The sequence below is a fragment of the Alloalcanivorax balearicus MACL04 genome (genome assembly GCF_025532145.1).
GTDB lineage: Bacteria > Pseudomonadota > Gammaproteobacteria > Pseudomonadales > Alcanivoracaceae > Alloalcanivorax > Alloalcanivorax balearicus.
In genome coordinates, this window is record NZ_ARXS01000014.1 from 1 (window position 1) to 25,919 (window position 25,919).

A 25,919-nucleotide genomic window follows, 5' to 3' on the forward strand; every position below is an offset into this window, starting at 1 on the left:
GGGAACACATCCGCCGTTACATGGAGGAGGGAGGTCCGCCGCTGCAGCCGGGTGATCAGTTGCGTAGGGTCAACCGCGACAAACTACCGGAATTTCCACCAGAAGTGGTCGAGGTCGCCGGAGGTCCGGCGTTGACGGAAGAAGAGTTGGCACAGTGGACACGGCCACAAGAGTAGCGTCAGTCGTCGTGGAGAGACAGCCGAACCATTGACTCGGCTTGGTATCCGACGGGATTTCCTGGTCAAGTCTCCAAAAGAGCGCAATGTGCGCCATCTCACATTTTCTTGCCCTTCCCATCACGGAACTCCGCTTAGGGTTTGGCCCTTTCGTCCTTTCTGTTAGCCTACGAATTTAGTCTTATTCCCGTTTTGGGGGGAATACAACAAAAGCGCCTGTAGGCACGCATGGGGACGCGTTAATGAGGTGGTTTCAGAATCTGTCCGTCCGGCTGAAGATTCTCGCCGTGGCGGTTTTGGGGATTGTGCTTTTTCTCGCTTACTTTTTGTACAGCTACTATATCGCCGCGACCAATATCGACCACTTGAGCCGCATCGAGAACCATGATTTTCCGGTGCTGGAGCTGGTGAACGCCAACAATCTCGAGTTCGTGGGGATCGCCGACGCTTACAGTACGGCCATCGCCCAGATCGACGAGCGGCCGCTGGATGAGGCCAGGGTGCACTCGGACCAGTTTCTGGAGCGGCTTGGCGATATTGATCGGCTGGATCCGGCGTTGACGGATGATGTGGACAAAATCCGCATGTCTTTCATCGACTACCTGAATGAAGCGAATGGTCTCGCTCAGGCGCTGATTGAAGACCCCATGACCCTGGTAAACAGCTACGCCTGGCTGGATCGGGTGGAGTTGCTGGAGCGTCAGTTCAAGGAGGTGCAGGACGAGTTCCAGGCAAAGCGCTACGAGGCTTTCCGAGACACTCTGCTGCGCAGCCGTGAGGATAATCGCAGCACGCAGATGATCGGTCTGGCGCTGGGCGTGATGGCCTTTACCCTGCTTGGCTGGATCGCCCTGCGAGTGACGCGCTCCATCACCAGGCCATTGGAGGATGCGGTGGGGGCCGCGGACAGTATCGCCAATGGCAACTGGGACACCGCGATCCAGAGCGAGAGCCGGGACGAGACCGGCCATCTGATCCGTGCTATCCGCAAGATGCGGGACACCATCAAACATCGCATCGAGGACGAAAAACGCCAGGAACAGATCAAGACCCGCCTCTCCCAACTGGGGGATCTGATGCGTGGCGACATGGCCATCGACAAGCTCGGCAGCAATCTGCTGGGCTACGTGATTCCCACCTTGAACGCGCAGATTGGTGCCTTTTATACCTTCGATGTGGAGCGCGAGCGCCTGTATATGCGCGCGGCCTATGCCATGCAGCGCCGCAAGCATCTGGCCAACGATTTCGCTCTGGGTGAGTCGCTGGTCGGCCAGTGCGGGCTCGAGGGCAAGCCGATCATTCTCGAAGAGGTCCCGGAGGATTACATTCTGGTGTCGTCCGGCACGGGCAACGCGGTACCTCGCAATCTGATGGTCATTCCCATCTTCCATGAGGAGGAACTCAAGGGGGTGCTGGAGATCGGCTCGTTCCGGCGCTTCGAAGAGGATGACCTGACGTTCCTGGAGCAAGGGGTGGAACTGATCGGGGTGGCGCTGCATAGCGCGCAGAACCGGTTGCGTTTGGGGGAAATGCTGACCCGCACCCAGGAGCAGGCGAAGGAATTGAGCCTGCAGAAGGAGGAGATGACCCGGGCCAACCAGGATCTGGAACGCCAGGCTTCCGAGCTGGCGGCGTCCGAATCGCGCCTGCAGCAGCAACAGGAAGAGCTCAAGGCCATCAACGAGGAGCTGGAGTCGCAAACCCAGGCATTACGGGCTTCGGAGGAGTCATTGCAGGCGCAGCAGGAAGAGCTGCGGGTTACCAATGAGGAGCTGGAGGCCCAGGCGCGCATGCTCAGTGAGCAAAAAGGGGAGATGTCGCGCAAGAATACCGAGTTGGAGACGCTCCATGAGGAGCTGGAGGACAAGGTCAAGGAACTGGAGCTGTCGTCCAAGTACAAATCCGAGTTCCTCTCCACCATGTCCCACGAGTTGCGTACACCGCTGAACTCGATCCTGATTCTGTCCAACGCCCTGGGGCAGAACAAGAAAGGCAACCTGGAAGAGAAGCAGGTGGAGCATGCTCAGGTGATTCATTCCGCCGGTTCCGACCTGCTGTCACTGATCAACGACATCCTCGATATTTCCAAGATTGAGGAAGGCAAAATGGACGTGGTCATTGATGAGATCACGCCTCGGGACGTCTCTGACTACTTCCAGCGTCATTTCACCCATGTGGCTGAAAACAAGGGCGTGGGCTTCAATGTGGTGATTCAGGAGGAGGCGCCGCTGCATTTTTATACCGACAAGCAGCGGCTGGAACAGATCGTCAAGAACCTGCTCTCCAATGCTCTCAAATTCACTGATGATGGCAGCGTAACGTTGACCATCGGCCGGCCGGCCGAGGAGGAACGCATTCCCGGGCGGACCCTGGAACGCGACAGTACCGTGTGTTTTGCCGTCACCGATACCGGTGTCGGTATTGCCGAGGATAAGCAGAAACTGATCTTCGAGGCCTTCCAGCAGGCCGATGGCACCACCAGCCGCAAATATGGCGGTACCGGACTGGGGCTGACCATTTCCAGGGAACTGGCCCGTCTGCTGGGCGGGGAAATTGGCCTGCGCAGTGATGGGCTGGGGCAGGGCGCGACCTTCACTTTGTACTTGCCGGAAGGCGAGGCGCTGGGAGCCGAGGCCGCGCTGGAGGAGAGCATGGACGTGGGCGCCAACGCCGAAGCGCACACCGCCCCCACCGCGCCCCTCGCCGTGGAGCCATCGGCGGAAGAGTATGTGGTCCGGGAGAAGACCGTGCTGGTGGTGGAGGATGATCGTGAGTTCGCCAATGTGCTGGTGGATCTGGCCGCGGACTACGGGCTGGAGAGCCATATCTGCGTCGACGGCGAAAGCGGCCTTGAATACGCCAGCCGGTACCGTCCCAGCGCCATCATTCTGGATATTGGCCTCCCGGGTATCGATGGCTGGGAGGTAATGGAACGCCTCAAGGCGGACCCGCGCACTCAGGATATTCCGGTGCACTTCCTGTCCGGCAAGGATGAACGCAAGAAAGCGCTGGATCTGGGCGCCATTGATTTCCTGACCAAGCCGGTCAGCCAGGAGCAGATGCTGTCCGCGTTCGGCACCATCGAGCAGGCCATCGAAAAGAATGTCCGCCGCTTGTTGGTGGTGGAAGACAGCGAGGCTCAGCACGCCAGCATCCGCGAGCTGTTCGATCAGAAGGGTGTTGAGATTACCGCGGTAACCAGCGGCGAGGAGGCATTGGCGGCGTTAGGCGAACGGGTCTACGACTGCATGATTCTGGACCTGACCCTGCCGGATATGACCGGCTTCGAATTGCTGGAGCGTCTGCACGAAGGTGACGAGAACGAGGCCCTGCCGGTGGTCATCTACACCGGCAAGGATCTGACCCGGGAAGAAGAGGCCAAGCTGCGCAAGTACGCGGACCGCATCATCCTCAAGACGGAGCGTTCCCACGAGCGATTGCTTAACGAGGCCTCGCTGTTCCTGCACTGGCTGGAATCCACTCTGCCGAGCCATCGGCGCGGCAATCCGGAACTGATCGAACACCGCGATGACATTTTCGAGGGCAAGCGGCTGCTGTTGGTGGACGACGATATGCGCAACATCTATGCACTGTCCGCCCAACTGGAAGAACTGGGCTTCGATATCGAAATCGCCAACAACGGCCGTGAAGCCATTGAAGCCCTGGATGCGTCACCGCAAACGGATATCGTACTGATGGACATCATGATGCCGGAGATGGACGGTTATCAGGCGATGGGGCACATCCGGCAGCAGCCTCAGTTCGCCGCGCTGCCGATCCTGGCCCTCACCGCCAAGGCGATGAAGGATGATCGGGCCAAGTGCCTGGAGGCGGGAGCCAATGACTACTGCTCCAAACCCATCGACATGAGCAAGCTGACCTCGCTGATGCGGGTCTGGCTGCACCGCTAGGAGGGCATTCCGTGCAGCAGTCCATGGACGTGATCGACGACGATCAGATTCAAATCGAGGACATCGAGATCCGCTTGCTGCTGGAGGCGATCTATCAGCTCTACGGCTATGATTTTCGCGCCTACAGCCGGGCTTCCATGCGGCGCAGGGTGATGCATCGGCTGGCCATGTCCGGCTTTCCCTCGGTGACGCAAATGACAGAACGAGTGCTGCGTGATCGTCAGTTTTTCGTCATTTTGCTCAATGATCTCACCGTCAACGTGACTGAGATGTACCGGGATCCGGAATTTTATCGCGCCTTCCGCGAGGAGGTGATTCCGGTATTGAAGACTTTTCCGTTCATCAAGATTTGGCATGCCGGTTGCTCCACCGGCGAGGAAATTTATTCCATGGCCATTCTGCTGGAGGAGGAGGGGCTATACGACCGGGCCATGTTGTACGCCACCGATATCGACAAGAATGTACTGATGGCGGCGAAGAAGGGTATCTATCCCATCGATGCCTTCAAGCAGTATACCGAGAACTACCGCCGGGCCGGCGGCCGCAAGTCGCTGTCGGAGTACGCCACGGCGCGTTACGACAGCGTGATCATGGAACAACGGTTAAAGCGCAACATTGTTTTTGCCGATCATGATCTGGCCACGGACCAGGTGTTCGGCGAGATGCACGTGATCTTGTGCCGCAATGTACTGATCTACTTTGACCGGCCGTTACAGGAACGGGTGATCCGCCTGTTCGACGACAGCCTGGATCTGGGCGGTTTCCTTTGCCTGGGGACCAAGGAAAGTCTGCGTTTCAGTGGGAACGAAGACGCTTTCGATGTGATCAACAAGTCACTGCGCATCTTCCGTAAGCGACAGATCCCACATAACGCCTAAACCGAGAAGAATGATGATCGAGCAGAAGCTGCTTTTGGTCGATGACCAACCCGCCAATCTGGTATCTCTGGAAGCCATTCTGGAGGAGGAAGGACGCGTGTTGCTCAAGGCCGAGTCCGGTCAGGCCGCCTTGAGGATCATGCTCAGGGAGGACATTTCCCTGGTGCTGCTGGATGTGCAGATGCCAGGCATGGACGGTTTCGAAGTGGCGGAGCTGATGCGTCAGCGCAAGGATACCCAGACCATTCCGATTATTTTCGTGACGGCTATCTCCAAAGAGAAAAAGTACGTCTTCAAGGGCTATCAGGCCGGCGCCGTGGATTACCTGTTCAAGCCGCTGGATCCGCTGATTCTGAAAAGTAAAGTCAACTTCTTCCTGGAACTGGACCGGCAACGCCGGGACCTGCTTGCCAAACTGAAGGAAGCCCAGGCCCACCGCGCCGCCTATGAGGCGGAGAAGGCCCGCATGCAACGGGAACGTGGAGGCGGCTCCGGTACCGCCTGAAGACGATAAGGCGGGGAGCAGGAGCGAAAGGGAGCGGATGGCAATGACACAACACCGGCAAGCCAGTGGGCACGGTACCGGCCGGGCGCCATGCGCCGGACGATGAAAGCGGTGGTAATGGGGGCGTCCTGGGGAGGATTGAACGCCTTCTCCACGATTCTCGCTGGTTTGCCGGCGAGGTTTCCGGCCGCTGTGCTGCTGGTTCAGCACCAGCACGCCAGCGCCGACAACCGGCTGGCGTGGCTGTTGTCCCGCTACAGCACCTTGCCGGTGCGGGCTCCGGAGGACAAAGAGGAGATTTTGCCCGGTCACGTATATGTGGCGCCGCCGGGGTACCACATGCTGGTCAACGAGGATGACACCGTGGCACTTTCCACCTATCGGCCGGTGCATTTTTCCCGGCCGTCCATTGATGAGCTGTTCTTCTCCGCGGGACATGCCTATGGCGCGGCGCTGGTTGGCGTATTGTTGACCGGCGCCAACGACGACGGCTCCGACGGTCTTGATTATATCCGTCGGCGCGGCGGCCACACCCTGGTGCAGTCACCGCAAAGCAGCGAGGCGCCGGTGATGCCCGAGGCGGCGATAATAAAAGGCGCGGCGCGGGAGGTGCTCGATCTGGAACGGATCGGGCCGTACCTGGCGGACTATTTGGTTGGGCTGTGACATGAAAAAACAGAATATTCTGGTTGTGGACGACCGTCAGGAGAACCTGGTCGCCATGGAAGCGGTGCTGGAGGGGGAGGACCGTAACCTGATCATGGCGAAATCCGGTGATGAGGCCCTGGCGCGGGCGCTCAAATATGACCTGGCCCTGATTCTACTCGACGTGCAGATGCCGGACATGGATGGCTTCGAGGTAGCCACGCTGTTGCGACAGAACCGCCGTACCCGGCACATTCCCATTATTTTCGTCACCGCCATTTCCAAGGATCAGAGCTACGTCTTCAAGGGTTATCAGCACGGAGCGGTGGACTACCTGTTCAAGCCGGTCGATGAACAGATTCTGGAAGCCAAGGTCAATATCTTCCTGGAGCTGGACCGTCAGCGCTGGCGCTTGCAGCAGGCCGTGGTGCAGATGAAGCGGCTCAAGGACGAGAACGAGCGTTTGCTGCAAGCCCTTGGCGACGCCGTCATCGGCACCGACGCGGAAGGCGTGGTCAGTTTCTGTAACGCTTCCGCCTGTGCATTGTTGGACCGCGAACGGGATTCGCTGCTGAGCCGGCCGATCACGCAAGTACTGCCTATCGTCACAGGTGACGACAGCAACGCAAGCTGGCAGGATAGCCCCATATTCGCCCGCTGCTCGCAAGGGGAAGCCTGGGAAGGCGATCTAACCCTGGAAAGCGGCAGCGAGGAAGCGCCTCAATACTTGCGGGTTCACGCCAATCCGGTGTGTCGTCAGGACGATCCGTTCACCGGGACGGTCTTCGTACTGCGACCGCGCCATGGCGAGGAACCGATGCGCGGGCCGGAACGCCGCAAGCATCCCCGTAAACAGATGTTTCGGGAATTGGTGGTGTTTGATCGCGGCACCGGTGGTAATGTGGGCAGGCTGACTAATCTGAGCCTGGGTGGGTTCCGGCTGGCCATGCGCCGTGATGCGGCGCCCGGCGAACACTGGGAACTGGGCATGGTGCTTCCGGATCGAATCGGAGACGTGAACACCATGAGCTTCGATGCCCGGGTGGTGTGGAGTGAGCAGGGAACCGGTCCTTCGGAGTATCACGGGGGATTCCAGTTCCTGGATCTCTCGGAGGCGAATCGGGAGATTGTGGAGACGTTAATGAACAGGTATTGACCATGAGCGAAGCAGTCCTGGAAGGCACCGAAGAACGGCAACCGGCCGATATGGAAGAAATGCAGGATGGCCCCTTGCTGTTGCCCTACGGTTTCGCGCGCCGCTTCGGTGTGCTGCTGAGGGAGAAAGAAGGGCGCCAGGAGTTATGCTGCCGCCGTGGCGCGAATCTGTCCGCGCTGTCCGAGGTGCAACGCTGGCTGGGCGCCTTGCCCCCGGTGGTGACGTTGGATGACGGCGCTTTCAATACCGCCATGGCGCTGACCTATGAGCAGCAGCGTGGTGCCGCGGCGGAAGCCGCCGACAACCTGGAAGGCCTGGACCTGGCCAGTCTGGCGGATTCTCTGCCGGAAACCTCTGATCTGCTGGAGCAGGAAGACGACGCTCCGATCATTCGCCTGATCAATGCCCTGTTTCAGGAAGCGATCCGCGAGAACGCTTCCGATATCCATATCGAAACCTTTGAACGCCGCCTGGTGGTGCGCATGCGCGTGGACGGTGTGCTGCGCGAAGTGCTGACGCCGAAACGGGAGCTGGCGCCGCTGCTGGTATCCCGGATCAAGGTCATGGCGCGCATGGACATCGCTGAGAAACGGGTTCCCCAGGACGGCCGTATTTCCCTGCGGCTCGGCGGTCGCGATGTGGACGTGCGGGTATCGACCATGCCCTCCAGCAATGGTGAACGGGTGGTGCTGCGTCTGCTGGACAAGCAGGCCGGGCGGCTGCAAGTCTCCCATCTGGGCATGGGCAAAGAGTGCGATTCGCGCATGCGCGAACTGATCCACAAACCCCACGGCATCATTCTGGTTACCGGACCCACCGGTTCCGGTAAAACCACCACGCTGTACGCTTCCCTGACCGAACTGAACGAATCCACCCGTAATATCCTGACCGTGGAAGACCCCATCGAATATCAGCTCGAAGGGATCGGCCAGACCCAGGTCAACTCCAAGGTGGACATGACCTTCGCCCGTGGTTTGCGTGCGATTCTCCGCCAGGACCCGGATGTGGTGATGGTGGGGGAGATTCGGGACCTGGAAACCGCCGAAATCGCGGTGCAGGCATCACTGACCGGGCACTTGGTGCTTTCCACCCTGCACACCAATACCGCGGTGGGCGCGGTGACCCGTCTTCAGGACATGGGTATTGAACCGTTTCTGCTCTCCAGTTCCCTGCTCGGAGCCCTGGCCCAACGGCTGGTGAGAGTGCTTTGCGATGACTGTAAGGAAGGCCATGAGCCAACCGAAAGCGAGCGCGAATTAATGGGGTTGGCGCCAGACCAGGAAGCCACTCTGTATCGTCCGGTGGGCTGTGAACAGTGTAATCATCAAGGTTATCGCGGGCGTACCGGCATCTATGAGCTGGTGATTATTGATGAGCCCATGCGTCAGTTGATCCATGATCGCGCCGGCGAACTGAAACTGGCCCGCCATGCCCGCACGCTGACGCCGAGTATCCGTGATGACGGCTGGCGCAAAGTGCTGGCTGGAGAAACCACCATCGAGGAAGTGCTGCGGGTCACTCGGGAAGACTGATTCGCCGCCTTCAATAAGACGCCGGAAAGGCGCATGGAGAAATGTCGTGAAGTATGGAATTCGAGCAATCGGAGACGGCCCGCAAGCGCCTGTCATGCAACGGTCATGGTTTGCGGTGACAGTGCCCCCACTTTGCGCCTCTGGGCACGCAGTAACAGGCCGCCATCATGCCCGCGTTTGAATACCGTTCCCTGGATCACCGGGGCAAAGTCAAAAAAGGCACCGCCGAGGCCGACAGCGCCCGCCAGGTCCGCCAACAGCTGCGTGACAAGGGCTGGGTGCCGCTGGAAGTGGTGGAAACCCGCGACCGGGGCGGGCAGGGCGGACTGCGTCTCTCCGGCGGCTCCAACAAACTCAAGGGTGGCGAGCAGGCGTTGGTGACTCGCCAACTGGCGACACTGCTCAAATCCGGTCTGCCGGTGGAGCAGGCACTTTCCGCGGTGGCCAAGCAGGCCGCCAACCCGCGTGTCGAACGGATTATGATGGCGGTTCGCGCCAAGGTTCTGGAGGGCTTCAGTCTGGCCCGCGCCTTGGCGGAGTTCCCCCGTGCCTTCCCGGAAATGTATCGGGCCACGGTGGCGGCCGGCGAGCAAAGCGGCCACCTGGAGCAGGTGCTCGAGCAATTGGCCGATTACCTGGAAACCCGCCATGACACCGGCCGTTCGGTGTCGCAAGCGATGATTTACCCGGCTTTCATCATGGTCTTTTCCATGGTGTTGATCGGCTTTCTGATGACTTTCGTGGTGCCCAAGATGGTGGCGGTGTTTGAAAACCGCGATCAGAAACTGCCCGCCATTACCGAGGTGGTGATCTGGCTCAGTGATTTTTCCCGCGACTGGGGCTGGCTGGTGGTGCTGGTTGTGATCGGCGCCATCACGTTGTTTGCCCGGGCCCTGCGCGAACCCGGGTTTCGCCTGCGCGTGCATCGGCGTTTGGTCAATATCCCTTTGGTGGGCACCATGCTGCGCGCTTCGGACGCCGCCCGCCTGGCCAGCACCCTGGGCATTCTCGGGCGCTCCGGCGTACCGTTGGTGGATGCTCTGTTCATTGCCGCCCAGGTGGTCGGCAATCTGGCCATCCGCGAGGCGGTCAAGAATGCGGCGGCGCGGGTTCGCGAGGGCGGCAACCTCAGCCGCGCGCTGGACAAGAGCGGGTTCTTCCCGCCCATGCTGGTGCAGATGATCGCCAGCGGCGAGACCTCCGGCGAGCTGGATCATATGCTCACCCGAGCGGCGGATTACCAGGAACGGGAGCTCAATAGTACGGTCAGTACTCTTGTGGGGCTGCTGGGGCCGATCATGCTGCTGGTGATGGCGGGATTCGTGATTATGATTGTCCTGGCGGTGATGCTGCCGATCATGCAGATGAACAATTTCATGGCGGGATAATCCCCTTTTTCTCAGGTGCTCGATAACGTAAAGAAGGTGAACAGATGAAAACCAAGCGACGGAACCAGCGCGGTTTTACCCTCCTGGAAATCATGGTGGTAGTGGCGATTCTCGGCCTGCTGGCGGCGATGATCGTGCCCAACGTGATCGGTCAGGGGGAGCAGGCGAAGGTCGATATTGCCAAGACCAACATGTCCCGCATTGTCCAGCAGCTGGATATGTACAAGTTCAACAATGGCCGCTATCCGAGCACCGAGGAAGGTATCCGGGCTCTGGTGGAGCGTCCGGCGTCGGCGAAAAAATGGCCTGAGGGTGGCTATTTGCCGCAGATCCCCCAGGACCCCTGGGGTAATGATTACGTCTATCTGAGCCCGGGCGTGGACGGTCCTTTCGACCTTTACTCCCTGGGAGCGGACGGTGCTGAAGGTGGCACCGGTGTGGACGCCGACATCAGCTGGCGCGACAGCAGCAACTAACGCTGGCGACTGACGACCGGAAGGATCTGCCATGCGGATGCAGCGCGGCTTCACCCTGCTGGAAATTCTGGTGGTTATCGGGTTGATGGCGATGCTGTCGTTGGCCGTGCTGGTGGTGCCGGTGTGGACCGATGATGGCCGTCAGTTGGACACCAGTATCGCCAAGCTCACCGACCAACTGGTGTTGCTCAATGAGCAAAGCCTGTTTTCCGGCCGGCTGATGGCAATGCGTTTCACCGAGCGCGGCTGGACCCCGGTGGAATACGATGTGGGAGCGCGGGTGTTCCGTCCGGCGGAGGGCAACGGCCTCAGCGCCGAGTCCTTGCCAGAAGGCATCGAGTTATTGTGGGAAGTGGAGGAACTGGAGCGTGATGATGATGACCGGGTGACGCCGGTGAATCTCGGTGATGTGGCCAAACGGCTGGTGGACGACAGCAAGTTTTCCGGTGGCATCGGGCTGCTGGACAAGGAGCAGTCGGAGAAAGACGAACAAGCCCGCTCCGAGCCATTGCCGCAGGTATTTTTCTTTCCCAGTGGTGAAACCACGCCGGTGTTGCTCACGCTCCGTGCCATCAACGAACCGGACCTGGAAATCCGCCGGCGCCTCACCGCTCTTGGCCAGATTCGCGACCCGGATGATGCGGAAGCCATTCGCGAAGAAGAAGAGCGCAGCCAGACCATCCGTGAGATGCGTACCCGGACCAGTGAAGATCCCGGTAGCCTGTTCAACCTGAAGCGGGACGAGCAATGAAGACGCAGAGCGGGTTCACCCTGGTGGAAGTGCTGCTGGCCCTGGCCGTTCTGTCCCTGGCGATGATCGCGCTTGGGCAGACCCTGGGCGCCAGCGCCGTGGCCTACCGCAACATCGACGACACCCGGCTGGCTTATATGGTGGCGGCGGACAAACTGGTGGAAATGCAGACCTTCCAGCTGTGGCCGGAAAACGGGGAACAGGATGACCGCGTCAAATATGGCGAGCGCGAATGGTGGGTGCAAACCAAAATCAGCGATGGCCCCTATCCGGATACCCGCCGCGTGGATATCGATGTGGGGCCGCTGATCGACGATGAGGAAATGGGGCTGGCATACAGTCTCGCCAGTCTGATCGGCAAACCCGCCGCCGCCATGGGCGAGAACGGCAACAACCAGAACAACCCGGGGGGATAATGCGCCAGCGTGGCTTTACCTTGCTGGAAATGCTGGTGGTGATCGGCATCTTCGCCATGATGTACATAGTGGCGGTGGAGTTTCTCGGCAACGCGCTGGATAGCCGGGAGCAGCTGGCCGAAGGCGCCACCGAGATGGAAAACAGCCAGCGCGCGGTGACCTATCTCACCCTCGATTTCGAGCAGCTTATTTCCCGTCCCGTACGGGATGGCTATGGCGACTACCAGCCGGCCATGATCGGCACCGAGCAATACGTGGAGTTCACTCGCTTGGGCTGGTCCAATCCCTTTCAATTGCGCCGCCGCAGTGAGATGCAGAGGGTCATCTACGTTTTCGAGAACGGCACTTTGTACCGGCGTTACTGGCCGGTGCTCGATACCACCGTGGCCACGGAATATCAGGAAGACGTTCTGATCGACAACGTCAAACGCTTCACCGTGCGCTACCTGGACCAGAACGATCAGGGTGAGTGGCAGTGGCTGGAATTCTGGCCCGAGCCGAATGTGGCGACCCAGCCGGTTTGGTTGCAGCGGTTGCCGCGCAGCGTCGAAATCAGTGTTGAACTGGAAAGCGGCGATGTTCTGCACCGCTTCTTCCGCACGGTGGTGAACCCATGGGCGTGACCGCGATGAGCCCTCGCCGCCAGCGCGGCATGGCCCTGATTATCGTTTTGATGCTGTTCGCCATCCTTGCCGCGGTGGCCACGGAAGTGATGTTCCGCCAGGACCGTTTCCGTACCCGCGCCGACAACCTGCTGCAATGGGACAAGCGCTATCAATATGCCATGGCGGTGGAAGTGGTGGCCACGCAGGGGCTGATCGACGATCTGGAAGACGACAAGCGCAATAACGCCATGGTGGACGATTGCGTGGAAGAGCAATGGGCGGTGGAACTGCCCGCCACGCCCTATGAAGACGCCATCCTCAGTGCCTCGGTGCAAGATTTGCAGGGCCGCTTCAACCTCAACTGGCTGGGCACCGCCAGTGGCCCCGGATTTGAGCGCAATGAGGAAAACCGGGAGCGCCTGCGGAGATTGCTGGAGCAGGTGCTGCCGGAGCCCAATAAGGCTTCCCTGTTGTCCAATGAGATGGCGGACTGGATTGATACCAACAACATCGTCGACAACGTGGAAGGGGCGGAGGACTCCGAGTATCGCTCCCGTCGCACGCCGAACATGGCGGTGGCGCACGAAACCGAATTGCGCGCGCTGCGCAGCTTCACCGTCGAGGATCTGTTTCCGGACATGATGATGTGGGGGCTGTTCACCGCGCTGCCATCGGGCACCAAGCTGAATGTCAACACAGCACCGCAGCCGGTGCTGGACGCGGTGCTGGGGACCATGGCGGGCAACGAAGCCGCCGAAGCGGTGATGGCATTGCGCGAAGAAGGGCCGATCGCCAATGTCGACGACGTCATGGCACTGGCTCCGTTTACGTCCCTCGATGACGAGCAAAAACAGAACCTGTCAGGCATGCTGTCGGTGGGTAGCGAATATTTTCAGATTATGGTGGATGTGGAAGTGGACGGGCAGGTCAGCCGTCTTGTCAGTCGGTTGCGCCGCTCCTCCCAGGGCGGGCCGGACGGCACCCGGGTGTTCAGTCGTCAGGTGACGCCGCTGCTGAGCCCCCTCGAACCGGCTTGCAATCCCTTCTACAATGCGGAAAACGAAAGCAATAATACCGTGGAACTGAACCCGAACGGCTAGGCCCGTAGCGGCGGTTAAATAAACGGAAAAGGACGAGATTTGTGGCCACAGCACTGATTTATCTGGCCCCGGGGGCATTCCGTAATGGACTCGCCGCAAGCCCGGCGCTGTACCAGGAATCGCCGGCGGACCCGGTGAGCGAGGGCAGTCTGCCGCAGGCGCTGGAGGCGCTGCATGGGGGCAGTGCGCGGATCGTCATCGGCGGCGCCGATGCCTTGTGCACCCACGTCAACCTGTCACGGAAGCAAGCGCGTCATCTGCAAAGGGTATTGCCCTTTCTGCTGGAGGAGCAGTTGCTGGACGCCCCCGAGCGGCTTTGGTTCGCCGCCGGCAAAGGCGATCACGGCCGCTACCCGGTCACCGTGGTGGACCGGGAAGCCGTGGATGCCCTGCTGGCCCTGGCCAGGGATGTGCATGTGCACATCACCAGCATCAAGTCCCTGGGGGATGTGCTGGCCCGCAGTGCGCCGGTGGCAGTGGCGGTACCAGGCTGCCAGACACTGGTGCTGGATAGGGAGCGGGCCCTCAGCTACGCGGACGAAGCCCAACTGAGCTCGCTGATGGCGCTGTGCGCGGCCCCGGAAGCGGAGGAGTTCGAGATCACAGGGGAGCCAGTCTCAAACGATCCGGAACAGCCCCTGGCTCGTGTGGAGTCTCCCACCGCTCTGTTTCAGCAACTCCGGGACGGCATCAATGACGCTGGCACCGTGGAGATCCTGCAGGGCGCTCTGGCCCCGCGCCAGAACCGCCGGGGCGGTCCCTCTCCATGGGCGCCATGGAAACCGGTACTGGGGTTGGCCGCGGCGGTGTTCGTGCTGTCCCTGGTGGCGTTGGGCGTCCAGACCTGGCGCTATGAACGGGCCGCGGATCAGGCTCTCGCCGATGCCGGCAAACTCTATCAAAGTCTGTTCCCGGGAGATCGGGCCACCGCCGGTTTGCGGCGGCAATTCGAGGCCCGGCTGGCCCGCCTTTCCAGTGGCGGTGGCGCCACCGGCAGTGCCAGATTGTTCCAGGTACTACCTTCGGTGGCGGCGGTGCTTTCCGCCAGCGAAGTGGAGCCCAAACGGCTGCAATTCGATGAACGTCAGGGCAATTTGCTGCTGGATCTGGGCGCCAAGGAATATGCCGACCTGGAGAAACTGCAAACCGCATTACGGGAAAAAGGCGTCAATGCGTCCATCGCCAACTATCGCAATGGCCCCAATGGGGTCACCGCGCGTATTCGGGTGGAGCAGGCCGGATGAAACAGCAAATAGAGCAAGCCCGAAGCCAATTGAACAAGCGTCTGCGGCCCGCCTTTGAATGGTATGCCTCCAGGGAGCCCCGGGAGCAAACCATTCTGCAGTTGCTCGCCGCTGTCCTGGTGTTGTTCCTGATTTACGCGTTGATCTGGCAGCCGGTCTGGAACGCGCGGGAATCCGCTCGTCAGCGTTACGTAGCCAACGAACAAACACGGCAGTGGATCGAACTGAACGCGCCGGCGGTGCGCGAAGCCCGTGGCCAAAGCGATACTCGCAACAAGACCAGCGCCTTCGGCGATAACTGGGTCAGCGAGATCAGCCGCTCGGCACAGAACCACGGCCTTACCCTGCAGGGGTTCACCCCCGACGGTGACCGCTCGGTGAGGATTCAACTGGAAGACCAGCCCGCCAATGCCGTGCTGATCTGGCTGCATTTCCTCGAAGAGCAGGGCCTCAACCTGGGTACCCTGGAGCTGGGGCCCGGCAACGAGCCCGGCACTGCCACGCTACGTGCTTCCCTGAGCCGCTAGTTGATGAAGGGGCGCGTTGGTGGCGCCGCCGCCCTGGCGGCCTGGTGGCTGTATACCCTCAACGCCATGGTCCTGGCGCTCGGCGTTAGCTGGGGGCTCTACAGCCTGTGCGACTATGGCTACTCGTTCTGGTATCCAACCCTGGATATTGAGGAGCACATCCGGGAATACGGCCCTCAGAACCGATACCGTAGGGACTTCGAGCGGCTCGAAGCGGAGCAGTATCAAGCGCTGTTTCACCAAATCCGCGAGGCCGTCCACGACAACGGCGAAGGGTTGGAAGACATTCACTATCCCAATCGCCTGGAGCAACCGGTCCCGCTGCTGCGGGAGGCGGAAATCCTGCACCTCAGGGATGTGGCCCACCTGATCCGCCTGGGAACGGTGATCACGCTGATTGCCGCCTGCCTCTGGTGGCCATTGGCCTTATGGGTACGGTATCAGCGCCGACCGGCCGCTGGCCGTCGCCTTATCGCCCTGGCGGTGCCGTTGCTGGGACTGGCGGGTTGGCTGCTGGTGGCCGGTCCTGAGGCGGTGTTTTACCAGTTTCATATCTGGCTTTTTCCGCCCGAACATGAATGGTTTTTCTACTGGCAGGATTCACTCATGAGCACATTGATGAAAGCGCCAGTGTTGTTCGGCGGTATCGCCCTGGTGCTGTCCGCCGGGATTGCCGTACTGACGCCTGTGATTTATTTCACCGGTCTGCGGCTGGCGGGGCGGGGGAGTCCTGCCAGCGCATGAGTGGTATCGAAGTACTGGGCCCGGACGCCATTGGGGCCGAGAACGTTCAGCGCTGGGCAGCATCGGGGTTGCCGGTACCGCCGAGCTGGCGGGTCAGCCGGGAGACGGTACTGGCACTGCAGGTGGACGATCTCGCCCGTCGTTTACGTGCTTTACCGCGTATGTTCGGCCGGCAACGCCGCTGGGTGCTGCATCATGGCGTGATGAATCCCCGTTCCCGACGGGAAAGCCTGCTGAAACTGGACAGTGACCAGGCGCTGGCCCGCGCCCTCCATCAGTTGTTCGAACACCGCCCCGGCCCGGATCACGCGATCATCCAGGCATTGCCGGACTTGCAGGCCGCCGGGGTGCTGTTCACTCGCCATCCGCTGCGTCAGGATCTGCCCCACATGGTGGTGGAGGGTGTTCCCGCCGGGGCAGGGGGACGACAACGGCTGGTGTTCGATACCGATGGACGGCTGGTGCACCATGGTGATGGCTCTCCGGCCCTGGACCGGATCGTGCCCGCCGAGGCTCTGGTGACTCTGGGGCATTTGCTGCGCAATCAGTTTGACCATCCGCAGGCCGGGGAATGGGTATATGACGGCGAGCGGATCTGGCTGCTGCAGAGCCTGCCGGTGGGGTCACTGCCAGTGCCCGAGGAAGCCTGGAACCGGCGGGCCGGCGGTGCCCTGTTCAATCAGGCCCTGACCCCGCTGTGGTATACCCTGGAAGGGCGCTGGCTGAAAACCGCCTTTTGGTGGCCATTGGCTCGTCGTCACGGCTGGAAGGAACTGGAGAACGTCGAGCCTTACCGGCGACAGCACAGCCATTTGTACAGTAACGGGCTTTACTTTCGCCGCCTGGCGGAAACCTGGCCGGCGGCCTGGTTACAGGTACCGCCCGCCTGGCAGCCGCCGGAGTCCCTGGACGACCTGACCACCCGCCGGCGGCCATCACCACCACGTCGGCGCTGGCTGTGGACGCTGGCGGTGCTGGAGCGCCGCTTGAAACAGCTCCACCTGAAACAAGAGCGGGTCGTGAACAGCGACCGGGATGCCCTCTGGCACCAACTGATCGCGTTGGATCGCATTGGCGAACGGCTGGCCCGTCTGGAAGGCCGGTTGTGTTACTTGTGGCTGCCGGAATTGCCGGAGTCCCATGACCAGCCCTTTCCGCTCACATCGCTGCTGACGGCCTCCGAACTGCGAGCGCTGGACCAGGCCCTTAATCTGGGAAAGAGGGATGTGAAGGACGCGGGGCAGGGGGCAGTGCTGGCGACGCTGCGCCCTGGCGATGACCCGGTGCACGCGCCAGTGCAGGACAGCCCTTCTTTGCAGGCGGTATTGGAGGCCGTCGGAGAACGGCGCCGGCGTCATGATCCCGGCGACCGGTTGGATCCGGCGGTGGCCGCCTGGTTGTCGTTGGCAAAGCGGGCGCGGGCGTTGCGGCAGGCGTTGGCACAACAACTGCGGGAATGGTTGGTCCATGCGGCCGGAGAGTTGGTATCGCAAGAGTTGCTGGCTCATCCGGACGATATCCATTTTCTGTATTTCGATGAGCTGTGGACCTTGTGGATGCAGCGCCGCATTCCCAAATCCGCCGCCGGGCGCATCATCGCCCAGCGTAAGGTCCGCTACCTGGAAGACGCTTTGGTCGGCGCGCCGGACTGGAAAATGGACCGCATCGGCTACGGTTTCGGGGGTAACACCGCCGAGCCATTATTACTCGGACTGCCTTTGGTGGCGGGGCGAGTGGAAGGGCCGGTCCGCCGGCTCTGCAGCGCCTGGGCACTGAACAACATCCAGCCCGGCGATGTGTTGGTGGTGGATGAAGTGGACGCCGCCTGGACCCCCTGGCTGGCGCGCGCCGGCGCCTTGATCCTGAGCCGCCGGGACCCGGCCAATCCCGCCGCCAGCCTGGCCCGGGCCTGCGGCATCCCGGCGGTATGGGGGCTGGCCGATGCCCTGCACGGTGTGCGCGACGAGGAGTGGGTGACCCTGGACGGCGCGGCGGGCACCGTGGCCCGGAACACGTCGCCGGTGCCGGGCGGCTAGTTGTGTAAAGCCACCAGGTTGTTCAGTAAGGGCAGTCGGCTGACGGGAGGCTGATAGCCGAGGCTGGAGTGAGGTCGATGCCAGTTGTACTGATGCAGCCAGGTGGCCAGGTATTCCGCCCGCTGATCGGCGTTGTCATAGGCTCGAGCATAGGCCCACTCATGCAACGCCGTTTGGATCAGCCTTTCGGCCTTGCCGTTGGTGCGTGGCCGGTAAGGTCGGGTTGTTGTGTGTTTTAGCCCCAGACGCCGACAGGCGCGCGCGAAGGCCTTGGAACGATAACAGGCGCCGTTGTCGGTCAGGACCCGGTGGAAGCGAATGCCCAGATGGCGGTAGTACCGCACTGCGGCGATCAGGGCCCGCCACGCACTGGCACCGGTTTCATCGGGCTTGATGCAGGCCCAGGCGATGCGGCTGTGGTCGTCGATGGCGACATGCACGTAGTCCCAACCGGCCCCTCGTGAGGTGCCTTTCTGCCGATCGCGAGTCACTCGGTGGCCGGGCCGGTCGAAGCGGCCCAGCTTCTTGATATCCAGGTGTAGCAACTCACCGGGCGCTTCTCGCTCATAGCGGTTGGGCGGTTCTGCCGGCTCCAGAGCGGCGAGCCGGTTCAGGCCCTCGCGGTGCAGCAGGCGGGCGATGGTACTGACACTGATGCCCGTCTCCTGATGGATCTGACGGTAGATCCGGCGCTTGCGGCGAGCGTTGATGATGCTCTGGCGCTGGTCATCGCTAATCTGGTGGGGGCATCGGTGTGGCCTTGAGGAGCGGTTTTCCAGGCCGGGCAAGCCTTCCTGGCGATATCGAGCGAGCCACTTGTAGGCGGTGCGCACGCTCACGCCCATCGCCTGGGCGGCCTCCTCGGGCCGCAGACCGTGTTCTAGAATGCGAGTCACGAGCAAGGCTCGACCATGGACGGTTAATCGGGCATTTTGGTGGCTGTTCATTCGGGGCTCCTAGAGGGTTGCGTAGTCTCACACCTCCAGTCTTCTGGGTACGCCCCGAATGAACAACCTACTGAGAGGTCACAGCTAGTCCTCGTCGATATAGCCGAGCAGGTGAGGGACCATCTTTTCGATTTCCTTCCGGCTCATTCCCTTACGGGCGGCGTAGTCATCCATCTGATCCTTGCCGAGCTTCCCGGTACCGAAATACTTGGCTTCCGGGTGAGAGAAATACCAGCCGGATACCGCCGCCGCCGGGAACATGGCGTAATGGTCGGTGAGCGTCATGCCGGCGTTTGTTTCCGGCTCCAGCAGCTCCCACAGCAGGGCTTTCTCGGTGTGATCCGGGCAGGCCGGATAACCCGGAGCGGGGCGAATGCCCCGGTACTGCTCGGAAATCAGAGCGTCATTGTCCAGGGTTTCATCCGCGGCGTATCCCCAGAACTCCTTGCGCACCCGCTCATGCAGGCGTTCGGCGAAGGCCTCGGCAAGCCGGTCCGCCAAAGCCTTGAGCATGATCGCGGAATAATCGTCATGGTCCGCCTCGAAGCGCGCCACATGCTCGTCGATACCGATGCCGGTGGTGACCGCGAAGCCACCCAGCCAGTCTTGTTTGCCGCTGTCTCTGGGAGCGATGAAATCGCTCAGGCAATAATCCGGTTTATCGTTCTTTGCCCGGTCCAGTTGCTGACGCAGATGGTGCAGTGTCATGAAGGGTTCGGCGTCGCCGGGCTGCCGGAACAATTGAATGTCATCCATATCCGATTGCGCCGGCCAGAAGCCGATCACGCCCCGCGCGGTGAGCCATTTCTCCTTGAGCAGGCGATCCAGCATGTCGCGCGCGTCCTGGTAAAGCCGGGTGGCTTCCTCGCCCACCACGTCGTCCTCGAGAATACGAGGGAAGCGGCCAGCCAGCTCCCAGGAGCGGAAAAACGGCGTCCAGTCGATGCGCTCCACCAGCTCTTCCAGAGGGTAGTCGTCAAACACCTTGAGGCCCTTGATCTTCGGCTCCGGCGGCGTGTAGCTGCTCCAATCCGGCTGGAAACGGTGTTTCCGGGCCTTCTCGATGCTCACCAGGGAGCGATCCACCTGTTGTTGTTTGCGCCGTTCGCGCAGGTCTTGATAAGTGGCCTTGGTCTCCTCCACGTAACCGTCTTTCTGGGTATCGGAGAGCAGCCGGGAAACCACGCCGACGGCGCGGGAAGCGTCCGCCACATGGATCACGGCATGGCGATAGTTAGGATCGATCTTCACCGCGGTGTGGATGCGGCTGGTGGTGGCGCCGCCGATCATCAGCGGCAGATCCATCTCCAGCCGTTCCATTTCGCTGGCCACATGGACCATTTCGTCCAGGGAAGGGGTGATCAGGCCGGACAACCCAATGATATCCACCTTTTCCGCACGGGCGGTTTCAAGGATCTTATCGCAGGGGACCATGACGCCGAGGTCGATGACCTCATAGCCGTTACACTGCAGCACCACGCCGACGATGTTCTTGCCGATATCGTGAACATCCCCTTTCACCGTGGCCATCAGGATGCGCCCATTGGATTCATCCTGGGTGCCCATTTCTTCCTTTTCTTTCTCCATGAACGGCAGCAGATAGGCCACCGCTTTTTTCATCACCCGGGCGGATTTCACCACCTGGGGCAGGAACATCTTGCCGGCGCCGAACAGGTCGCCGACCACGTTCATGCCATCCATCAGCGGGCCTTCGATCACGTGCAGAGGGCGCTCCGCCCGCAGCCGGGCTTCCTCTGTGTCGCTTTCCACATGATCGGTGATGCCTTTGACCAAGGCGTGCTCGAGCCGCTTCTCCACCGGCCAGGAGCGCCATTCCTGGTCTTCCTTCTTGGTTTCCTTGTCGCCGCTGTCACGGTATTTCTCGGCCAGATCGAGAAGGCGTTCGGTGCCATCCTCGCGGCGATTCAATACCACGTCTTCCACCGCGTCGCGCAGTTCCGCCGGGATGTCCGCGTAGATCGCCAACTGCGACGGGTTGACGATACCCATGTCCATGCCATTTTGGATGGCGTGGTACAAAAATACCGCGTGAATCGCCTCCCGCACCGGGTTGTTGCCCCGGAACGAGAAGCTCACGTTGGAGACACCGCCGGAAATCAACGCGTGGGGCAGGGTGCGTTTGATCTCCGCCACGGCTTCGATGAAGTCCACCGCGTAATTGTTGTGTTCCTCGATACCGGTGGCGATGGCGAAGATGTTCGGGTCAAAGATAATGTCTTCCGGCGGGAAGCCCACCTCTTCGGTCAGCAGCTTGTAGGCGCGGCTGCAGATCGCCACTTTCTGCTCACGGGTTTCCGCCTGGCCGTTCTCATCGAACGCCATCACCACGGTTGCAGCACCGTAGCGGCGGATCAGGCGTGCCTGATTCAGGAACGCCTCTTCTCCTTCCTTGAGGGAGATGGAGTTCACCACGCCCTTGCCTTGAATGCATTTCAGGCCAGCCTCGATCACTTCCCACTTGGAAGAGTCGATCATGATCGGCACTTTGGAAATTTCCGGTTCCGAGGCCACCAGATTGACGAACCGGACCATGCACTCGAGCGAGTCGAGCATGCCCTCGTCCATGTTGATATCAATGATCTGGGCGCCGTTTTCCACCTGGTCCCGGGCCACATCCAGCGCGGTGTCGTAATCGCCTTCCTTGATCAGACGCAGAAAGCGCTTGGACCCGGTGACATTGGTGCGCTCGCCCACGTTCACGAACAGTGAGTCAGGAGTGATACTGCAGGGCTCAAGGCCGGACAGACGGCATTGCACCGGGATCGCGGGCAGGGCACGGGGCGCACAGTCCCGCACCGCCGCCGCCATGGCGGCAATGTGTTCCGGGGTGGTACCACAGCATCCGCCGATGATGTTGAGAAAGCCTTTTTGCGCCCAACCACGGATTTCCTTCGCCATGGTGTCCGGATCCAGGTCGTACTCGCCCATCTCATTGGGCAGTCCGGCATTGGGGTGGGCGGAGACGTGGAATTCGGAGATGCGCGACAGCTCTTCGATGTAAGGGCGCAGTTCCATAGGGCCCAGAGCGCAGTTCAGGCCGACGGAAATGGGTCTGGCATGACGCAGGGAATTATAAAAAGCCTCGGTGGTCTGCCCGGTAAGAGTACGGCCGGAGGCATCGGTAATAGTGCCGGAAATCATTACCGGCAGATCGAGTCCCCGCTCGTAACAATACTGATCCACCGCGAATACCGCTGCCTTGGCGTTCAAGGTGTCGAAGATGGTTTCGATCAGGATCAGATCCGAACCGCCCTGGACCAGACCGTCCACGGCTTCCAGATACGCTTCCACCAAAGCGTCGAAGTTGACGTTGCGGTAGCTGGGATCGTTCACATCCGGACTGATACTGGCGGTGCGGTTGGTGGGGCCCAAAACCCCGGCGACAAAACGAGGCCGCTCCGGCGTGGCCACCGCGTCGGCGGCGCGACGGGCCACCTCGGCGGAGGCCTTGTTCAATTCATGGGCCAGCGCCTGCATGTCGTAGTCCGCCATGGCGATGGCGGTACTGTTGAAAGAGTTGGTTTCGATGATATCGGCGCCGGCCTCCAGGTAGGCGCGATGCAGCGCCTCGATTTTTTCCGGCTGAGTAATGGACAGAAGATCGTTATTGCCCTTCAAATCGCAGTGCCAGTCCGCGTACCGAGCGCCCCGGTAGTCGTCTTCGCTGAGCTTGAGGCGCTGAATCATGGTGCCCATGCCCCCGTCCAGGATGACGATGCGATCCTGCATGAGAGAGGTGAGCTGTGCGCGGCGTTGGTTGGACATGAACTGCTCCGTTGGGTGACCGGGGGCGCATTATAGCGGCTGGGACGGTGTTGCCCAACGCACCCGAGTGCCCGCTATACTGAGCGCCTTTGCCGTGATCATACTCATGGCGCCCTCATCGAGGGCCGGATTGTGACCGGTTGATAGTCGTATTGTAAAAAAAACCGCCAATGCACTGTATACGGTGGGGCAGGCGCGCGCGTTTGCGCATAATGCGCCCTTTTACTGTTAATGGCCCCGGAACGGGCTTTGAATCATCAACATAGCGTAGGAGGCATGATGCGCAAACAATGCTTGGTCCTGGCATGCGCCCTGGCGGCGGGGCCAGCCCTGAGTTACGCCCAGGAAGCGGAAAAAGCAGCTGAACCGCGTGGCTGGGACATCGAACTGGAAGGCTCTTACCTTCTGAAGTCCGGTAACACCCGCTCCCAGAACGCGGCCGCCGCCGCCAATCTGACCCACGATGGCCGGCTGTGGCGTCATACCGGCAAACTGGAAGCGGTCAATGAGATGTCCCGCAACGATGACACTCGCGAGGACGAGCGCACCGCGGAACGCTATTACGGCTCTTACAAGCTGGATCGCAAGTTCGGCGATCTCGGGCGGAACTACATCTTCAATATCGTGACCTACGATAAAGACAACTTCTCCGGCTATCACTATCAGGCCAGCTATGCCATCGGTCTTGGCCGTCGTTTCCTGGATACAGAAACCCACACTCTGGACCTGGAAGCCGGCCCCGGTTACCGCGTGGACTGCCTCGATCCCTCTGATTCCTACACCAGCTGTCAGGATACCGAGGAAAGTCTGATCGGCCGTTTCGCCGCCAAATACGAATGGAAGATCTCCGAAACCGCTTCCTTCAAGGAAGATTTCACCACCGAAGTGGGCGATGAGAACACCGTGGTACGGGCGGAAACCTCGCTGACGTCCAAGATCAACGATCATTTCTCACTGCGGCTCAGCCATCTGCTGAAGCGCAACTCCAAGGTGCCGGATGACGGCAGCCACCGCAGCGACCAGGAAACCCGGGTCTCTGTCGTCTACACTTTCTGACCGACATAAAAAAAGCCGGCCCGAGGGCCGGCTTTTTTTAATTGGTCGGAGTAGCAGGATTCGAACCTGCGACCCCTACGTCCCGAACGTAGTGCTCTACCAGGCTGAGCTATACTCCGAATGTGGTGGCGTATTCTAGCAGCGAATTTTCAGAATGCTACTGTTTTGCAACGGGAATTTATTCGGTTGTCCATATTCTGCTCAATTACCCGTACAATGCGCCTTCTTTGGCCTGCCTGATAGCCGGTTTGATGCCCGAATTACCTGAACAACTGGACGATCTGCGTCTGCGGCGCTGGCCCCGTCGGCGCGATGAGCGCCTGCAAGCCTGGGACGCGGCGGACCGATACTTACTCAGAACGCTGCAAGAGCAGGGGGCCGGGCCGGCCACCCTGGTGGTGAACGACCAGTGCGGAGCGCTGTGGCTGACGGCACTGCGGCGTGGGCCGGCTTGCAGTCAGGGGGACTCCTGGCTGGCCTGGCGCGCGGCGGAGGCCAACGCCGCCGACAACGCCATGACATTACCGGAAGCCGGCTGGTCGTGGCCTTGGCAAGCACCTTCGATCCGCCCTGACCAGGTACTGATGCGGGTTCCCAAGGAGTTGTCGCTGCTGGAGGCGCAACTGGGCTGGCTGGCGCGCATTCTTCCGGAAGGCACACCGATCTGGCTGGCCGGGATGGACAAGCATCTGCCGCCGAACCTGGTGCCATTGATGGAGACTTATCTGGGCAATGGTCAGGCCGGGTTGGGCTGGAAAAAAGCGCGCCGGTTCTCGGCCCTTGCCCCTGGCAAGGGCCTTGGGCCGGTTCCGGAAGAGGCTCTGGTCAACGTGCCGGGGCGTGGTTGGGAACTGCATACCGGCGCCGGCGTCTTCGGGCGCCAGCATCTGGATATCGGCGCGCGCTTCCTGATGGAGCATCTGCCCCGGCAGGTGGAAGGGGAGATCGCGGATCTGGGGTGCGGTAATGGTGTGCTGGGGCTGACGTTGGCAGCAGATAATCCCAGGGCGCGGGTGACGTTCTGCGATGAGTCCTTTCTGGCCGTGGAAAGCGCACGCCGTAACGCGGCCCTTTATATTTCCGAGCCCGAGCGCTGCCGCTTCCATCTGGGCAACGGTTTGGATGGCCTGGAGCAGCGGTTCGACCTGATCGTGCTGAACCCGCCGTTCCACCGGGGCCATGCCGTCGACGACCGGGTCGCGTTGACGCTGTTTCGTCATGCCCGACGGCATTTGGCGGAAGAAGGCGCGTTGTGGGTGGTGGCGAATCGGCATTTGCCTTATCGCCCGCCGTTGCGGCGGGCATTCGCTCAGGTGGATGTGGTGGCCGGCAACGCCAAGTTCATCATCTACCGGTGCGGTCAGAGAGCGACGTCGTAAAAGGTTTCGGCGCGGGCATGCGCCGTGTTTCGCAAAACCTTTTCGCGGTCCAGCAAGGAGGTATTCAAGCCGGCCTCCCGCGCCGCGTCCAACTCCGCTTCCACATCGGAGAGAAATAGCACCCGCTCGGGAGCCACACCGATGTCGGCGGTGATACGCCGGTAGCTGTCGGCTTCTTTTTTGCCGCCGCTGGTGGTGTCGTAATAGCCGCTGAACAACGGCGTCAGGTCACCGGCCTCACTGTAGCCGAAGAACAGCTTCTGGGCGGCAATGGAGCCGGACGAGTACACGTACAGCTTCAGCCCCCGGGCCTGCCACTGCCGGAGCCGTTCCACCGCGTCGGAATACATGTGGGCCTGGTAGTCGCCGTTCTCATAGCCCGTTTGCCAGATCATGCCCTGCAGCGTTTTCAGAGATGTGATCTTGCGATCCTCGGCAATCCAGCCCCGGAACAAGGCCGCGGCTTGCTCCGGTGACGCCAGGGGCTGGCCGCTCTCGGCACGGGCCTGGGCCACGCATTCCGCCACGGCGGGCCGTTCCCAGTGCGTGCGCAGGAAAGCTTCCATTTTCCGGTCGGCATAAGGGAACAGCACTTCCTTGACGAAGGAAATACTGCTGGTGGTGCCTTCGATGTCGGTGAGAATGACCTCGATCGTCATCG

The 25,919-nt window shown here is 61.0% G+C and carries 21 protein-coding genes and 1 tRNA gene; 18 read left to right on the forward strand and 4 right to left on the reverse strand.

Annotated elements, in window-relative coordinates; genetic code table 11:
- The first annotated feature begins 418 nt into the window (after positions 1–418).
- The 16 genes from MA04_RS12695 to MA04_RS12770 all read left to right on the forward strand — a co-directional run bounded on the left by MA04_RS12695 (position 419) and on the right by MA04_RS12770 (position 18,090).
- On the forward strand, positions 419–4,087 hold the full coding sequence (locus MA04_RS12695) for a response regulator (protein WP_262460809.1): 3,669 nt from the start codon (positions 419–421) through the stop codon (positions 4,085–4,087).
- Positions 4,088–4,110: 23 nt separating this feature from the next.
- Positions 4,111–4,965, forward strand: coding sequence for a CheR family methyltransferase (locus tag MA04_RS12700; protein ID WP_262460904.1), 855 nt, complete (start codon positions 4,111–4,113; stop codon positions 4,963–4,965).
- Positions 4,966–4,978: 13 nt separating this feature from the next.
- Positions 4,979–5,470, forward strand: coding sequence for a response regulator (locus MA04_RS12705; protein ID WP_022995918.1), 492 nt, complete (start codon positions 4,979–4,981; stop codon positions 5,468–5,470).
- 102 nt (positions 5,471–5,572) lie between these two features.
- Positions 5,573–6,136, forward strand: coding sequence for a chemotaxis protein CheB (locus MA04_RS12710; protein ID WP_240342786.1), 564 nt, complete (start codon positions 5,573–5,575; stop codon positions 6,134–6,136).
- Between the two features lies 1 nt (position 6,137).
- Positions 6,138–7,271, forward strand: coding sequence for a response regulator (locus MA04_RS12715; RefSeq protein WP_262460810.1), 1,134 nt, complete (start codon positions 6,138–6,140; stop codon positions 7,269–7,271).
- A gap of 50 nt (positions 7,272–7,321) precedes the next feature.
- Positions 7,322–8,803, forward strand: coding sequence for a type II secretion system ATPase GspE (gene gspE / locus MA04_RS12720; RefSeq protein WP_163126892.1), 1,482 nt, complete (start codon positions 7,322–7,324; stop codon positions 8,801–8,803).
- 167 nt (positions 8,804–8,970) lie between these two features.
- On the forward strand, positions 8,971–10,191 hold the full coding sequence (gspF, locus tag MA04_RS12725; RefSeq protein WP_262460811.1) for a type II secretion system inner membrane protein GspF: 1,221 nt from the start codon (positions 8,971–8,973) through the stop codon (positions 10,189–10,191).
- A gap of 44 nt (positions 10,192–10,235) precedes the next feature.
- Entirely contained in the window at positions 10,236–10,667 is a 432-nt protein-coding gene (gene gspG, locus MA04_RS12730; RefSeq protein ID WP_014994558.1) for a type II secretion system major pseudopilin GspG, read from the forward strand.
- A 31-nt stretch (positions 10,668–10,698) separates the two neighbouring features.
- Positions 10,699–11,418: a prepilin-type N-terminal cleavage/methylation domain-containing protein gene (locus tag MA04_RS12735; RefSeq protein WP_262460813.1), complete on the forward strand. Its 720-nt coding sequence runs from the start codon at positions 10,699–10,701 to the stop codon at positions 11,416–11,418.
- The gene (gene gspI / locus MA04_RS12740) at positions 11,415–11,834 is read left to right on the forward strand and encodes a type II secretion system minor pseudopilin GspI (RefSeq protein ID WP_163126828.1); all 420 of its coding nucleotides are present in this window, start codon (positions 11,415–11,417) and stop codon (positions 11,832–11,834) included. The genes MA04_RS12735 and gspI overlap by 4 nt, the downstream gene beginning before the upstream one ends.
- Positions 11,834–12,457: a type II secretion system minor pseudopilin GspJ gene (gene gspJ, locus MA04_RS12745; RefSeq protein WP_262460815.1), complete on the forward strand. Its 624-nt coding sequence runs from the start codon at positions 11,834–11,836 to the stop codon at positions 12,455–12,457. Before gspI ends, gspJ begins: the two co-directional genes overlap by 1 nt.
- On the forward strand, positions 12,448–13,539 hold the full coding sequence (gene gspK, locus MA04_RS12750) for a type II secretion system minor pseudopilin GspK (RefSeq protein WP_163126829.1): 1,092 nt from the start codon (positions 12,448–12,450) through the stop codon (positions 13,537–13,539). The genes gspJ and gspK overlap by 10 nt, the downstream gene beginning before the upstream one ends.
- A gap of 41 nt (positions 13,540–13,580) precedes the next feature.
- Positions 13,581–14,783: a type II secretion system protein GspL gene (gspL, locus tag MA04_RS12755; RefSeq protein WP_262460817.1), complete on the forward strand. Its 1,203-nt coding sequence runs from the start codon at positions 13,581–13,583 to the stop codon at positions 14,781–14,783.
- Complete coding sequence (locus tag MA04_RS12760; protein WP_262460818.1) at positions 14,780–15,310, forward strand: type II secretion system protein M; 531 nt, start codon at positions 14,780–14,782, stop codon at positions 15,308–15,310. The genes gspL and MA04_RS12760 overlap by 4 nt, the downstream gene beginning before the upstream one ends.
- Before the next feature lie 3 nt (positions 15,311–15,313).
- On the forward strand, positions 15,314–16,054 hold the full coding sequence (locus MA04_RS12765; protein WP_163126832.1) for a lipoprotein intramolecular transacylase Lit: 741 nt from the start codon (positions 15,314–15,316) through the stop codon (positions 16,052–16,054).
- Positions 16,051–18,090: a PEP-utilizing enzyme gene (locus tag MA04_RS12770; RefSeq protein WP_262460819.1), complete on the forward strand. Its 2,040-nt coding sequence runs from the start codon at positions 16,051–16,053 to the stop codon at positions 18,088–18,090. The genes MA04_RS12765 and MA04_RS12770 overlap by 4 nt, the downstream gene beginning before the upstream one ends.
- Here MA04_RS12770 and MA04_RS12775 read toward each other — a convergent pair.
- Together MA04_RS12775 and metH are read right to left on the reverse strand one after the other, a co-directional pair.
- Positions 18,087–19,037, reverse strand: coding sequence for an IS481 family transposase (locus tag MA04_RS12775; protein ID WP_262460820.1), 951 nt, complete (start codon positions 19,035–19,037; stop codon positions 18,087–18,089). The two genes, MA04_RS12770 and MA04_RS12775, sit on opposite strands and share 4 nt — an antisense overlap.
- Before the next feature lie 84 nt (positions 19,038–19,121).
- The gene (gene metH, locus MA04_RS12780) at positions 19,122–22,823 is read right to left on the reverse strand and encodes a methionine synthase (protein ID WP_163126834.1); all 3,702 of its coding nucleotides are present in this window, start codon (positions 22,821–22,823) and stop codon (positions 19,122–19,124) included.
- 276 nt (positions 22,824–23,099) lie between these two features.
- Between metH and MA04_RS12785 the strand changes: the two genes are divergently transcribed.
- Entirely contained in the window at positions 23,100–23,879 is a 780-nt protein-coding gene (locus MA04_RS12785) for a DUF481 domain-containing protein (protein ID WP_262460822.1), read from the forward strand.
- Between the two features lie 42 nt (positions 23,880–23,921).
- Here MA04_RS12785 and MA04_RS12790 read toward each other — a convergent pair.
- Positions 23,922–23,998, reverse strand: a tRNA-Pro gene (locus MA04_RS12790).
- A gap of 132 nt (positions 23,999–24,130) precedes the next feature.
- On the opposite strand from MA04_RS12790, the gene MA04_RS12795 reads away from it, so the two are divergent.
- On the forward strand, positions 24,131–25,258 hold the full coding sequence (locus tag MA04_RS12795) for a methyltransferase (protein WP_262460824.1): 1,128 nt from the start codon (positions 24,131–24,133) through the stop codon (positions 25,256–25,258).
- Here the strand turns inward: MA04_RS12795 and mtnC are convergent.
- Positions 25,240–25,917 carry an acireductone synthase gene (mtnC, locus tag MA04_RS12800; protein WP_262460826.1) on the reverse strand — a complete coding sequence of 226 codons (678 nt, stop codon included), beginning with the start codon at positions 25,915–25,917 and terminating at the stop codon, positions 25,240–25,242. The genes MA04_RS12795 and mtnC overlap by 19 nt on opposite strands.
- Positions 25,918–25,919 lie beyond the last annotated feature (2 nt).

Bases quoted from the DNA above. Each gene is read 5' to 3' on its own strand.
- MA04_RS12695 (WP_262460809.1), top strand. From the start codon at position 419: ATGAGGTGGTTTCAGAATCTGTCCGTCCGGCTGAAGATTCTCGCCGTG.
- MA04_RS12700 (WP_262460904.1), top strand. From the start codon at position 4,111: ATGGACGTGATCGACGACGATCAGATTCAAATCGAGGACATCGAGATC.
- MA04_RS12705 (WP_022995918.1), top strand. From the start codon at position 4,979: ATGATCGAGCAGAAGCTGCTTTTGGTCGATGACCAACCCGCCAATCTG.
- MA04_RS12710 (WP_240342786.1), top strand. From the start codon at position 5,573: ATGAAAGCGGTGGTAATGGGGGCGTCCTGGGGAGGATTGAACGCCTTC.
- MA04_RS12715 (WP_262460810.1), top strand. From the start codon at position 6,138: ATGAAAAAACAGAATATTCTGGTTGTGGACGACCGTCAGGAGAACCTG.
- gspE (WP_163126892.1), top strand. From the start codon at position 7,322: ATGGAAGAAATGCAGGATGGCCCCTTGCTGTTGCCCTACGGTTTCGCG.
- gspF (WP_262460811.1), top strand. From the start codon at position 8,971: ATGCCCGCGTTTGAATACCGTTCCCTGGATCACCGGGGCAAAGTCAAA.
- gspG (WP_014994558.1), top strand. From the start codon at position 10,236: ATGAAAACCAAGCGACGGAACCAGCGCGGTTTTACCCTCCTGGAAATC.
- MA04_RS12735 (WP_262460813.1), top strand. From the start codon at position 10,699: ATGCGGATGCAGCGCGGCTTCACCCTGCTGGAAATTCTGGTGGTTATC.
- gspI (WP_163126828.1), top strand. From the start codon at position 11,415: ATGAAGACGCAGAGCGGGTTCACCCTGGTGGAAGTGCTGCTGGCCCTG.
- gspJ (WP_262460815.1), top strand. From the start codon at position 11,834: ATGCGCCAGCGTGGCTTTACCTTGCTGGAAATGCTGGTGGTGATCGGC.
- gspK (WP_163126829.1), top strand. From the start codon at position 12,448: ATGGGCGTGACCGCGATGAGCCCTCGCCGCCAGCGCGGCATGGCCCTG.
- MA04_RS12760 (WP_262460818.1), top strand. From the start codon at position 14,780: ATGAAACAGCAAATAGAGCAAGCCCGAAGCCAATTGAACAAGCGTCTG.
- MA04_RS12765 (WP_163126832.1), top strand. From the start codon at position 15,314: ATGAAGGGGCGCGTTGGTGGCGCCGCCGCCCTGGCGGCCTGGTGGCTG.
- MA04_RS12770 (WP_262460819.1), top strand. From the start codon at position 16,051: ATGAGTGGTATCGAAGTACTGGGCCCGGACGCCATTGGGGCCGAGAAC.
- MA04_RS12775 (WP_262460820.1), bottom strand. From the start codon at position 19,037: ATGAACAGCCACCAAAATGCCCGATTAACCGTCCATGGTCGAGCCTTG.
- metH (WP_163126834.1), bottom strand. From the start codon at position 22,823: ATGTCCAACCAACGCCGCGCACAGCTCACCTCTCTCATGCAGGATCGC.
- MA04_RS12785 (WP_262460822.1), top strand. From the start codon at position 23,100: ATGATGCGCAAACAATGCTTGGTCCTGGCATGCGCCCTGGCGGCGGGG.
- MA04_RS12795 (WP_262460824.1), top strand. From the start codon at position 24,131: ATGCCCGAATTACCTGAACAACTGGACGATCTGCGTCTGCGGCGCTGG.
- mtnC (WP_262460826.1), bottom strand. From the start codon at position 25,917: ATGACGATCGAGGTCATTCTCACCGACATCGAAGGCACCACCAGCAGT.